Origin of the sequence: Corynebacterium lubricantis DSM 45231, assembly GCF_000379425.1 — a bacterium.
GTDB classification, from domain to species: Bacteria; Actinomycetota; Actinomycetes; order Mycobacteriales; family Mycobacteriaceae; genus Corynebacterium; species Corynebacterium lubricantis.
On sequence record NZ_KB902182.1, the window covers coordinates 97,442 to 109,468 of the forward strand.

The 12,027-nt window shown below is 59.4% G+C and carries 10 protein-coding genes; 6 read left to right on the plus strand and 4 right to left on the minus strand.

All coding sequences use genetic code 11. The features are described from left to right. Positions 1–10 precede the first annotated feature (10 nt). Genes prmC through rho form a run of 3 tightly spaced genes read right to left on the minus strand, consistent with a single transcriptional unit; the run spans position 11 to position 4,114 of the window. The gene (gene prmC / locus A37O_RS0101845; protein WP_018295787.1) at positions 11–883 is read right to left on the minus strand and encodes a peptide chain release factor N(5)-glutamine methyltransferase; all 873 of its coding nucleotides are present in this window, start codon (positions 881–883) and stop codon (positions 11–13) included. Next, positions 870–1,943: a peptide chain release factor 1 gene (gene prfA, locus A37O_RS0101850; protein ID WP_018295788.1), complete on the minus strand. Its 1,074-nt coding sequence runs from the start codon at positions 1,941–1,943 to the stop codon at positions 870–872. Before prfA ends, prmC begins: the two co-directional genes overlap by 14 nt. Further along, the gene (gene rho / locus A37O_RS0101855) at positions 1,943–4,114 is read right to left on the minus strand and encodes a transcription termination factor Rho (protein WP_018295789.1); all 2,172 of its coding nucleotides are present in this window, start codon (positions 4,112–4,114) and stop codon (positions 1,943–1,945) included. Before rho ends, prfA begins: the two co-directional genes overlap by 1 nt. A gap of 406 nt (positions 4,115–4,520) precedes the next feature. Here rho and A37O_RS0101860 point away from each other — a divergent pair, with 406 nt between their 5' ends. From A37O_RS0101860 to mobA, 5 genes are all read left to right on the plus strand, one after another. Next, a complete protein-coding gene (locus tag A37O_RS0101860) occupies positions 4,521–6,275 on the plus strand; it encodes a long-chain fatty-acid--CoA ligase (protein ID WP_018295790.1) in 1,755 nt (584 codons plus the stop codon). Positions 6,276–6,358: 83 nt separating this feature from the next. Continuing rightward, entirely contained in the window at positions 6,359–7,486 is a 1,128-nt protein-coding gene (gene moaA, locus A37O_RS0101865; protein ID WP_026196042.1) for a GTP 3',8-cyclase MoaA, read from the plus strand. Positions 7,487–7,497: 11 nt separating this feature from the next. Further along, entirely contained in the window at positions 7,498–8,769 is a 1,272-nt protein-coding gene (locus A37O_RS0101870) for a molybdopterin molybdotransferase MoeA (RefSeq protein ID WP_026196043.1), read from the plus strand. Positions 8,770–8,779: 10 nt separating this feature from the next. Further along, on the plus strand, positions 8,780–9,256 hold the full coding sequence (gene moaC / locus A37O_RS0101875; protein ID WP_018295793.1) for a cyclic pyranopterin monophosphate synthase MoaC: 477 nt from the start codon (positions 8,780–8,782) through the stop codon (positions 9,254–9,256). Continuing rightward, entirely contained in the window at positions 9,253–9,810 is a 558-nt protein-coding gene (gene mobA, locus A37O_RS0101880; protein WP_018295794.1) for a molybdenum cofactor guanylyltransferase, read from the plus strand. The genes moaC and mobA overlap by 4 nt, the downstream gene beginning before the upstream one ends. A gap of 125 nt (positions 9,811–9,935) precedes the next feature. Here mobA and A37O_RS0101885 read toward each other — a convergent pair whose 3' ends face one another. Further along, positions 9,936–10,436, minus strand: a complete 501-nt coding sequence (locus tag A37O_RS0101885; RefSeq protein WP_018295795.1) for a MogA/MoaB family molybdenum cofactor biosynthesis protein — start codon at positions 10,434–10,436, stop codon at positions 9,936–9,938. Between the two features lie 225 nt (positions 10,437–10,661). Here A37O_RS0101885 and A37O_RS0101890 point away from each other — a divergent pair, with 225 nt between their 5' ends. Continuing rightward, entirely contained in the window at positions 10,662–11,999 is a 1,338-nt protein-coding gene (locus tag A37O_RS0101890; RefSeq protein ID WP_018295796.1) for a nitrate/nitrite transporter, read from the plus strand. The last annotated feature ends 28 nt before the right edge of the window (positions 12,000–12,027 follow it).

A 12,027-nucleotide genomic window follows, 5' to 3' on the forward strand; every position in this document is an offset into this window, starting at 1 on the left:
TCTAATGTGCTCAAGCGTCTTCGTCTTGTGCAAGCTTACTCGCAATCACAAATCGATCGCGTCCAGTGAAGTCCTGCGGCACTGCAGGCTCATTGAATTGCCCATGAGCAGCAACAACGTCGAGAACATCCATGGAAGTCGTGTCGTCGTGCTCAATGCCCAATCCCCCGCCCGGCTTGAGGAGCCGAGCAGCCACCGGCACCAGACCACGAATCGCATCCATCCCGTCGGCACCAGAAAACACCGCCTGATGCGGGTCAACGTAGACCTCTTTTTGGAGATCCTCCGCTTCCGGTACGTACGGCGGATTAGACACAACGAGGTCGACAGTGCCGTCGAGGTCGCGGAGCAGCTCCGGGTCTGTCATGTCGCCGGCGACAATGCTTATCGACGAGCTCCCGCCCGCTAATTCCGCGTTACGCCGGGCAAATTCACGGGCTTCCGCTGATTTCTCCACTGCAATCACTCGCGCATCGGGGCGCTGGGAGGCAATGTAGAGCGCGAGCGCCCCCGTGCCGGTGCCCAAATCGACCACGATGGGCTCGTCGAGAAGCGCAATGCGTCCGACCGCCCAATCCGCGAGCACTTCCGTCTCGGGACGCGGAATGAACACACCGGGGCCCACTTCGAGGTCGAGCGGGCCGAAAGGCGCGGTGCCAACGATGTGCTGTAACGGTTCGCGCGCTTCGCGACGAGTTACCCACGCCTCGAATCTCCCCTCGAAATCCGCGGGGAGATCCTCGACGAGGGCCACCTGAATGGGACGAATCCCCAGCAGTTCGGCGGCGAGAATGCGCGCGTCGACCTCTGGGGAATCCACTCCGGCGCTTGTGAGGCGTGCGGTAGCGTCGTCGAGAAGCGTGCGGATCTTATTCCGCTTCAAGGCGCTCCTGCCGTTCGTGGGTCTGCAGGGCGGTGATCAGATCGTCCATGTTGCCGCCGAGCACCGAGTCAAGGTTGTTGGCCTTGTAATTGATGCGGTGATCCGAGATGCGGTTCTCCGGCCAATTGTAGGTGCGGATGCGCTCGGAACGGTCCATGGTGCGCACCTGGGAGGCGCGACCCTGGGCAGCTTCGGCCTCCGCTTCCTCGCGGCGCATCTGGTCCAGGCGAGCCTGGAGGACGAGCATCGCGCGGGCGCGGTTTTGAATCTGGGAACGCTCGTTCTGGCAGGTCACGACCACACCGGTAGGCAGGTGCGTGATGCGCACTGCCGAGTCGGTGGTGTTCACGCCCTGGCCGCCCTTGCCCGAGGAACGGTAGACGTCGACGCGCAGATCCTTCTCGTCGATGTCCACGGCTTCGATCTCGTCGGGCTCTGGGTAGACCAGCACGCCGGCCGCCGAGGTCTGGATACGACCCTGCGACTCGGTGACCGGCACGCGCTGCACGCGGTGGACGCCACCCTCGAACTTCAGCTTCGACCAGGCGCCATCGCGCGAAGGATTCTTCGACTTGATAGCAATGGTCATGTCCTTAACACCGTCGAGATCAGACTCGGAGAGGTCAAGAACGTCCCAGGTCAGGCCGTGCTTCTCGGTGTACTTCTGGTACATCTTGGCCAGGTCGCCTGCGAACAGTGCGGCCTCCTCGCCACCGGCACCAGCTTTGATTTCCATGATCACGTCGTCGGCATCGTGCTCGTCGCGAGGTGCCAGCAGGTCTGCCAGTTCCTCTTCGAGCTGCACGATCTCGGCCTCGAGGCGCTTGGCCTCGTCAGCAAATTCCTTGTCCTCGCTGGCCATCTCGAGTGCTGCCTCGTGGTCCTCGCGGGCCTGGACGAGCTTGTTGTTGGCCGTGATAATCGGCTGGATCTCCGCGTAACGCTTGGAAATCTTGCGGAACAAGTCCTGGTTACCGGTGATTTCCGGGTCCGACATTTGGGCTTGGATGCCCTCGTATTCGGAGACGTAATCGTCGACAAGTGAAACTTCGTTTGCCATCAGAGGTACTCCTCCGTATCCGTATCTGCGACCATTGGGGCGCTCTTCGCCACGCCCATGAGGAATTCACCGTTGGACTTAGTCTTCTTCAGCTGCTTGATCAGCAGATCGATCGCGGCCTGGGAATCCAGGGCGGAGAGGATGCGACGCAGCTTGTGCATGATGCGTGCCTCTTCAGGAACGAGCAAAAGCTCGTCCTTACGCGTACCCGATGGGTTGACATCCACTGCTGGGAAGACGCGACGCTCTGCGATCTTGCGATCGAGTTTGAGCTCGGCGTTACCCGTGCCCTTGAACTCCTCGAAGATGACGGTGTCGCCGGCAGAACCGGTTTCGACCATCGCGGTAGCGATAATGGTCAGCGAGCCACCGTCTTCGATGTTGCGGGCAGCGCCCAGGAAGCGCTTCGGTGGGTACAGCGCGTTCGAGTCCACACCACCGGAGAGGATACGGCCCGAAGCTGGCGAGGAGTTGTTGTACGCACGACCCAAACGGGTAATCGAGTCGAGCAAGACGACGACGTCTTGGCCCATCTCCACGAGGCGCTTTGCGCGCTCGATGGCAAGTTCTGCCACGGCGGTGTGCTCGGCAGGTGGGCGGTCGAAGGTGGAAGCAATGACTTCACCCTTGACGCTGCGCTGCATGTCGGTGACCTCTTCAGGTCGCTCATCGACGAGCACAACCATGAGGTAGCACTCAGGGTTATTCGTTGCGATGGCGTTCGCGATGTTCTGCAGAATCGTCGTCTTACCAGCCTTTGGAGGCGAGACGATCAGCGCACGCTGGCCCTTACCAATTGGCATAACCAGGTCGATGACACGAGTGGTCAAGATGTTGGGCTCGGTTTCCAAGCGCAGGCGCTGGTTCGGGTACAGCGGCGTGAGCTTGTGGAACTCTGGGCGCTGCTTCGCCTCTTGTGGATCCATTCCGTTAACGGAATCCACGCGAACCAGCTTGTTGTACTTGCTGCGGTTGCGTCCGCTGCCATGAGACTGGCTCTGGCTGTTCTGGCGTACCTGGCCAACAACAGCGTCGCCGGAGCGCATGCCGAACTGGCGAATCATATTGTTCTGCACGAACACGTCGGCAGGATTCGAGCGGTAGCCGGTGGTGCGCACAAAAGCAGCATTGTTATCGACGACGTCGAGGATGCCTGCTACTTCCTGCAACTCTTCAGGCTCAATATCCTGGTTGCCCTGGTTGCCCTGACCACCACGGCCATCTTGGCGGTTGTCCCCGTGGCCACGGTTGTCTTGGCGGTTATCCCGGCCGTCGCGGTCGCGTCCACGACGGTTACGGCGTCCACGACGACCGCGACGGTTGCCGCCTTCATCGTCGTCGCTGTGTCCGCGGTTGTTATTGCGGTTGTTCCGGTTGCCCTGGTTGTTCCCGCGGTTGTCGGACTCGTCGTCGTCCGCGTTGTCACGGTTGTCCCGGTTGTCGCGATTATTCCGGTTGTCCTGGCGGTTATCGCGATTGTCGGAGTTGCGCCTGTTCCGATTGTCCTGGCCAGAGGATTCCTGACGGGAATCGCCTGCGGAATCATCATTGGCATCAGTCTGAGAATCCGACTTCGTTTCTACTGCATCGGTTGCCCCTGCAGCCGTAGCAGCGTCGTCGCCACCGGCGCGAACCTGACCATCGTGATCCTGCTCGTCGCTATTCCCGCCCTGACGAGCGCGGTAGCGACGGGCCCGGCGCGCAGCCGAGCGTGATTCGTAGCGCTGATCGCCCTCACCATTATTGCCAGCCTGCTCCGAAGAACTCTCGGCTGGCTTTGCCTCGGCAGTCGCCTCAGCGGACTGATCTGCGGAATCCGCGGATTCAGCTGGCTTCTCCGCAGGCTTGTCTTCGGTCTTCGCCGAAGAAGTAGGCGTTCCCGCACTACGGGTGACCCGGCGAGTGGCGCGTTTGGCAGGTGCCTTGCTGGTTTCTGTTTTGGCCTCAGGTGCCGACTCGGGTGCAGATTCAGCCTGAGCCTGAGCGCTGGCCTGGCCGCTCGTCGCGGAAGCCTTAGCTGGGACGGACCCAGTCTTAATTGCCTCAATCAGTTCGCCCTTACGCAGGGCGGAAACGCCTTTGAGGCCCTTTTCTGCGGCAACTTTGCGCAGTTCAGGAAGTTTCATGGTAGCCAAATCCTGGTTGGCTACTGCATTGTCCGTTTGCGTCACGGATGTCCTTTCGTCGCTTGACCGTACACGTCTCCGCACTTTGTGTTGAACCACATTTAAAGTGCAAGCACACTCACCGGAAGCTTTCGTGTGGATGATTGCTGCCCATCTAGTGCTGCACGGGAAAGCAACCTAGATATTGTAAGGCAGACATAGTTCTTTTTATTCCCCAGGCGTCACGCACCTTGGGAGTAAAAAGCAAGATAGAGAAAGAAGATCGGGTCCTCTCGCGGGGCGCGCGTGGTCCGCCGTCGAATGGCCGGAGATAATCCGCGGATAGTAATCAGCCCTGTTTAGGACTGTACCCGTCGATCTTGGAGGCAAGTGTAGTCGATGGATTTCAATAGTGTGTTTTCGACCCCCGCTTTTAAACCCCCACGTTCCATTCCCAGCTAAAGTAGGGCGCATGCTCTCGACTATGCAAGACATCCCGATGTCGATCGCCCGGATCTTGGAATACGGTTCCACGGTCCATAGCTCGACCAAGGTGACTACTTGGCGGACGGACGCAGCCGAGGAATCTACCTTCCGCGATATTGCTGCCAGGGCCGGGGCATTCGCCCACGCGTTACACGACAAGCTCGGCATCGACGGCGATCAGCGCGTCTCTACCTTGTTATACAACTGTGCCGAACACCTCGAGGTGATGTTCGCGGTCGCTTCTAAGGGTGCTGTGTTCGCACCCGTGAATAAGCAGCTGATGAACGACCAGATTTCCTACATCCTCAATCATTCCGAGGCTGAGGTCATCGTCATCGACCCGCGCTTAGCGGAGAAGGCCGCGACGGTAGTCGTCGATTGTCCGAAGGTCCGCGCGATCGCGATTACGGGCACCTCGCCTATCGACGAGTTCCAGGACCTGTTCCCGGAGCACATTGCTGTCTACTCCTACGAGGGTCTGCTCGACGGGCAGTCGACTGTCTATGACTGGCCCGAGTTGCCGGAGCAAACCGCTGCCGCGATGTGCTACTCCACGGGCACGACTGGTGCGCCTAAGGCTGTTGTGTATTCACACCGCTCGATCTGGTTGGAGGCAATGTCGCTGCGTTCAACTGACTCGCTGGCCATTACACATGGGGAATCCTTTTTGTGCTGCATCCCCATCTATCACGTCTTGAGCTGGGGCGTTCCCTTCGCGGCGTTTATGTCCGGCACGCCTTTGGTTCTGCCTGACTCGGATGTCTCCGCGCCGACGTTGGCGGCGCTGATTGCTGCAACGCATCCTCGCGTCGCTCACGGCGTACCCACGATTTGGATCCAGCTCATGGTCCACTACACCAATAATCCTCCCGAGCGCATGAGTCTCACCGAGATCTACGTCGGCGGCTCCCCTGCCCCTCCAGCCTTGGTGAAGATGTGGGAGGAGCGCTACGGCGTGGACATTATTCACGCCTGGGGTATGACGGAAACCTCCACAGTGGGAACCATTGCCAGGCCACCGTCAGGCGCATCGGGTGAAGCACGCTGGGCATATCGAATTTCTCAGGGTCGCTTTATGCCGTCCTTTGAGTACCGCGTGGTCAATGACGGCAAGGTCGTGCGCGCCACCGACCGAAACCAAGGCGAGATTCAGGTCCGCGGGAATATGGTCACGTCTAGCTATTACCACTCGCCCGCCGAGGACAATGGCGATACTGCAGCGTCCTTCCGTGGTGTCGAGGTCAACGACGGCGAAGAGTTGTTTACTGCCGATGGTTGGCTACGCACCGGCGATGTTGGCTCGGTGACCGCCGACGGCTTCCTCACCTTGTATGACCGGGCCCGCGACGTCATTAGGTCGGGCGGCGAGTGGATCTATTCCGTCCAATTAGAAAACCTCATTATGGCCTCGCCCGAGGTCGTCGAATGTGCCGTGATCGGCTACCCCGACGAGAAATGGGGCGAGCGCCCCTTGGCTGTCACCGTGCTCTACGAAGAGCACGGCCCCAGCGAGGAAATGGCCGAGGAGCTGCGCGACCGCCTCCGCAAGGAGCTGCCCGCGTGGATGTTGCCGGAGTATTGGACGTTTGTGCGCTCGATTGACAAGACGTCTGTGGGCAAATTCGATAAGAAGGACCTACGCAAGCATCTCAAGGACGGTGACTTTAACGTCATCGCGCTGAAGGGTCCGGGAAACCGCTCGCACCCTTCGACCCCTACATCCCCTCCGTCACAGAATTAGGCTGCCCCTGTTGTCATTATTTCCGGAAAACCCCGAGTTTAACCCTTGGTTTTTTCACGCCCACCTCGTAGGATGATGTCACCATGACCAAAAGCTCACTCACCCGGATTCCGCTAACTCTCACTCCCACGCATGCAGTGTCGGACGCGAGTTATACGCCTCCCGAGGGTCTTCCGTCTCCTGCTGCTGACGGGTCCCGTGCGTTGGTGGATAAATTTGGTCGCGTCGCGCATGACCTGCGCGTAAGCCTGACGGATCGCTGCAACCTGCGCTGTACTTATTGCATGCCTGCAGAGGGCCTCGAGTGGATCCCCACTGATCTCACCTTGAGCGACGAGGAAACTATCCGGCTTATTCGCATCGGCGTGGAAAAACTCGGCATCCGGATGGTGCGCTTCACCGGTGGAGAGCCTTTGCTGCGCAAAAACCTTGATCAGATTCTCGCGGCCACGAAAGAGATGCGTACCGACGAAGGCGTTGCTCCCGACACGGCGCTGACCACCAACGGTTTGGGGCTTGCCCGCAAAGCGCAACACTTGGCTGATTCTGGGCTGGATCGGGTCAACATTTCCCTCGATACGATTGACCCGAAGCTCTACCAGGAACTCACCCGGCGCGATCGTATCCACGACGTGTTCGCAGCAATCGATGCTGCCCTCGAAGCAGGACTGAACCCGGTGAAAATCAACGCCGTTGCCATGCCAGGTGTCAACGAGGATTCCTTGGTTGATCTTGCACGCTTCGCTTTGTCGAAGGGAGCGCAGCTGCGTTTCATCGAGCAAATGCCTCTTGGCCCGCGCGAGCAGTGGAAGCGCGAAGATATGGTCACAGCAGAACAGATCCTGGACCATCTGCGCCGTGAATTCGATTTGCAGCCAGCCCGAGCCCCTCGGGGCTCGGCACCGGCCGCGGTGTGGGAGGCCACCGACGGAGACTTAAGCGGGACCATTGGGATCATCGCGAGTGTGACGCATTCCTTTTGCGGCGATTGCGACCGCACCCGGTTAACCACCGACGGGGCTGTACGCAGCTGCCTCTTCTCTTCCCAAGAGTCGGAAACCTCGCTGCGCGACCTCATGCGTGCGGGTGCTACCGATGACGATCTTGCCGAGGCGTGGGCCGGAACGATGTGGTTAAAGAAGCCCGGCCACGGCATCGACGACGAGGGATTTTTGCAGCCTGATCGCCCCATGTCCGCCATCGGTGGATAAGCTAATCCACTATGGCTCACGGTTTATCAGCTCATCCTGCACGCCCGATTGACCAGCACCTTCGTGAGGTACTGGGGATGGCTACCCCACAGGTCACCCGCGGGATTCCCGTCGACCAGGCGCTCGGGTCTGTGCTGGCCACCGAGGCCAACGCGCGCCGGGCCGTGCCACCTTTTAGTAATTCCGCCATGGACGGATTCGTCGTACGAGCCTCTGATCTTCCCGGCACCGGACCGTGGGAATTACCCGTGCACGTAGACATTCCTGCCGGCGCCGTACCCGAGATCTTCCCAGCCGGTTCCGCGGCACGAATCATGACAGGCGCGCCCGTCCCCGACATCGATGGCCTCATTGTCATTCCCGTCGAGAACACCAATATCGCCCGCGGCCCCGTCCCGTTGCCCAGCACGGTGACAATCACACACGCAGATTACTCCAGGACGAATATCCGCTTGGCGGGCTCGAACGTTGAGGTGGGTGACATCGTCGTTAAGCCTGGGACCCGGATCGATGCTGGCGCCCTCGCCGCGCTGATCTCCCTGGGCATCGAGGAGGTGGACGTCTACGCCCCTCCCACCGTTGCCGTGATTTCTACCGGCGAGGAGTTGGCCGAATCGGCGGCACAGGCGAGGCGGTACCAAATCCCCGACTCGAATCGCCCGATGCTCGCTGCACTTGCCCGCGCTAATGGCGCAGCTCACGTGCACGAATTTCACGTCGGCGATGACAACGCAGAATTCCTCCGCGTCTTAGACCACGCCAGCGACGTCGCCGATATCGTGATCACCTCCGGCGGGGTGTCCGTCGGGGCGTTTGATGTCGTCCGAGCGGTCACAGGTGCATCCGAGACGATGTGGTTCGGCCCCGTGGCCCAACGCCCAGGAGAACCGCAAGGTATGGGCACGTGGAACGATGCGGCCCTGGTGTGCCTGCCCGGCAATCCTGTCGCTGCCTTCAATTCTTTCCATCTCTATATCGCGCCCTTGCTCCGCGCCACGGCGGGTCTGCCGACAGCCTCGTCGATATTTGACCGCCCGCGGGTCACCGCACGCATAGGCGCTGACTTCCCAAAGCCGAAGAAGGCCGTCACGCTGGTCGTTCCGGTGCGCCTGGACTTTTCCGGTGACGAGATCATCGCCACTGCCTTTTCCACATCCGGCGCCGGTTCGCACCTAGTGGGCTCGCTATCTGCCACCGACGGACTGGCCATCGTGGAGAATGAACACACCGATAGTGCGCCCACTCAGCACGACCACGTCACCGTACTTCTCACCCAAACTTAAAGGAGTCCCCATGAAATTCACGCACCTGAACGATTCCGGTCAGGCCTACATGGTTGACGTCACGGAGAAAACGCCAACAGTGCGCGCGGCCACGGCTCAAGGGGAAGTCGCCTGCTCCGCTGAGGTGATGCAGGCCCTGCGCGACGGCACTGTTCCCAAGGGCGATGTGTTGGCGGTGGCACGCATCGCGGGCATCTCGGCGGCGAAGAAGGTCCCCGATTTATTACCGCTGGCACACACCATCGGCGTCCACGGCGCCAGTGTTGAGCTAGAGCTTCGCGACGATCACGTGTTCATCGAAGCCACTGTCCGCACGGCGGACCGCACGGGTGTGGAAATGGAAGCGCTCACAGCCGTCTCCGTGGCGGCTCTCGCAGTAATCGATATGGTCAAAGGCGTGGATCGCTCAGCGTTGATTCGTCGGATGGGTATCGTGGCGAAATCGGGTGGTCGCTCCGGCGATTGGTCTCGGAAGCTCCCCGAGTGACCACGGCTGATATCGGGGTAGTCGTGTTGGCGGGTGGGCGCTCCACGCGCATGGGAGCTGACAAGGCTCAGGTGCGTCTCAACGGTGTCCGCCTCGTTGATGTCCTCCTGACAAGCCTGCCTGAGGAGATGGACTATGTTGTGGTCTCCTCGCAGGATCTCGGAATCCCTACTGTCAGCGAGGATCCTCCGTTTGGTGGACCCGTCGCCGGGATCGCGGCGGGGGCCGCGCGTTTGTCCAACGAGTTCATCGCAGTACTTGCCGTGGATGCACCGGCATCCGCGGGGCTTGTGCAGTCGCTGTACGAGGCGCTGGAATCGTCGTCAAGCGATGTTGCTGCCGTGGTTAGTGACGGGATGCTGCAACCACTGTGTGCGCTGTGGCGCCGAACTTCTTTGCAAGAAGCGCTGAATTCGCTGGGGTCGCCGCGCGATAAGTCGGCGAAAAAATTGATTTATTCTGCAGAAACGTTGGCAGAAGTTCCCGGCGATGGACGCGAAACAGATTACGACACCGCCGATGAGTTGCGCAGACTCGGCGAGGTGGAGCTGTGAGGCAGGAAGCGTTCACCATGTGGCCGGGAACTTCTTGCACCGAGTGTACAATTTCTTCCAACCGTACGATTGGTTTTTGCAAATATTTTTATTGCGAGTTTTAATAAATCTACTAGACCTATTGACTATTGCCCTAGTCGCTCCTGAATATTCGGCCACACAGAAGCGATGACCGTCAACGCATCCCTGACGCCGCCCGGCGAACTCGGCGCATTCACGATGAGCACTCCATTGCTCTCCCGCGAAGTCAGGCCCACTACCCCGCGGGACAGGCCCGCCTGCTGCGAGGATTTCAAGCCTTCGAAAAGGATCTGATTTTCGAGGCCCTCAAGCCTGGTTGTTATCACTCCCAGCGTTGCCTCGGGCGTGAGATTGCGCGCCCCCACCCCGGTCCCCCCGCACGTGACCACAAGGTTGCTACCCTCACTCACTGCAGCGGCAAGTGCGCGGGAAACATCGTCGAACCCCTCATTAATGACTGCGACCGGTGCGACTTGAAAACCGGCGCGCTCGAGGAGCTCCACTGCCACTGGCGATGCCTTATCTTGGCGATCTCCGGCGCAAATTCGATCCGAGACGACAATCACAGCAGCCCGTGAGGAAGTCTTATCTGACAATACTCCCATTACTCCTACCTATCTTAAATGGTATGTACGGAAAAAGTTTTGTTGACATATTTACATCACAGTTTCATGCCTTTAATAAATTCGAACTTTCTCGTAATAAACAAGATAACCTGAGGATATACCGATAACCTATTCAAAGAGGCGCGGTTCCTCTCAGATGGTTCTTAGAACTGCGTCACAGAAAAGTCCGCACGCTTTAGCGTTTCCACGATTGAGGAAAGTGATATGACGCAGCTCGATACTTCACAGCGGGTGCTCCACGGTTGGGACCCAGAAGACCCTGATCACTGGGATTCGAAGATCGCCTGGAAGACCCTATGGATCTCAACGATCACACTGTTCATTGGTTTCTGTACTTGGTACATGGTCTCGGCAATCGCGCCGATGCTCAATCAGATCGGTTTTGATCTGACCACCAGCCAGCTCTACTGGATCACCGCGGTCCCAGGTCTCTCCGCCGGCCTCTTCCGCTTAGTTTTCATGTTCCTACCGCCGATCATGGGTACCCGCAAGCTGGTCACCATGTCGGCGTTGCTGTTCCTGATCCCCATGTTCGGCTGGTTCTTCGCCGTCCAAGACACCTCCACTTCCTTTGGAATGCTGCTGACGCTGTCCTTCTTGGCAGGTATTGGTGGCGGCGTGTTCTCCGGGTTCATGCCATCGACCGGCTACTTCTTCCCGAAGTCGAAGTCGGGTACCGCACTGGGCCTGCAGGCAGGTTTGTCCAACCTGGGCATGTCATTTATCCAGTTGGTCAGCCCGTGGTTGATGGGCTTTACCTTGCTGGGAATTGGCTTCGTCGCCCCGACCCGCGCCCATGAAACGGGTGAGCCCCTCTACGTCTATAACCCAGCGATCGTATTGGCCCCATGGACCATCATCATGGCGATTATCGCGTGGAGCCAGCTCAAGGACGTTCCTGTTAAGGCGAACTTCCGCCAGCAGATCGACATCTTTGGCAACAAGAACACCTGGATCATGACCATCATCTACCTGGCTGGTTTCGGCGCCTTCGCTGGTTTCACGGCCCAGCTGGCGCTGTTGATCAACAACACCTTCGGCATTACCTCCCAGTTTGCCGACACCGTGCCTATCGACGACCTCCCGCGCGGCGCAGCCTGGGCCTTCCTCTTCCCGCTCGTGGGTGCCTCCACCCGCGCATTGTGGGGCCCGCTGTGCGACAAGTTCGGAGGCGCTATCTGGACATTCATCGGCCTTGCTGGAATGGCAGTATTCACCGGTGCCGCCGCGCTCTTCCTCAACCCAGACTCCCCTGATCAGTTCATCTGGTTCTTCTCCATGATGATCATCATGGCGTTTTTCTCCGGGTTGGTTAACGCCGGTTCGTTTAAGCAGATGCCCATGATTTTTAACAAGCGCCAATCCGGTGGCGTGATCGGCTGGACCGGTGCCGTAGGTGCCTTCGGCCCCTTCATCGTCGGCATCCTGCTCTCGCTGATGGCACCGGCCACGTTCTTCTGGGGCTGCGTGGTGTTCTTCATCATCGCCGCCGTACTCGCCTGGGTGTACTACGCCCGCCCGAACGCTCCATTCCCGGGTTAACCTGCGGATACATTCCACACTTCAAGCG

Coding starts and splice junctions, on each gene's coding strand:
- prfA (WP_018295788.1), bottom strand. CDS start 1,943: ATGGCAAACGAAGTTTCACTTGTCGACGATTACGTCTCCGAATACGAG.
- moaC (WP_018295793.1), top strand. CDS start 8,780: ATGAAATTCACGCACCTGAACGATTCCGGTCAGGCCTACATGGTTGAC.
- A37O_RS0101860 (WP_018295790.1), top strand. CDS start 4,521: ATGCTCTCGACTATGCAAGACATCCCGATGTCGATCGCCCGGATCTTG.
- A37O_RS0101870 (WP_026196043.1), top strand. CDS start 7,498: ATGGCTCACGGTTTATCAGCTCATCCTGCACGCCCGATTGACCAGCAC.
- A37O_RS0101885 (WP_018295795.1), bottom strand. CDS start 10,436: ATGGGAGTATTGTCAGATAAGACTTCCTCACGGGCTGCTGTGATTGTC.
- A37O_RS0101890 (WP_018295796.1), top strand. CDS start 10,662: ATGACGCAGCTCGATACTTCACAGCGGGTGCTCCACGGTTGGGACCCA.
- moaA (WP_026196042.1), top strand. CDS start 6,359: ATGACCAAAAGCTCACTCACCCGGATTCCGCTAACTCTCACTCCCACG.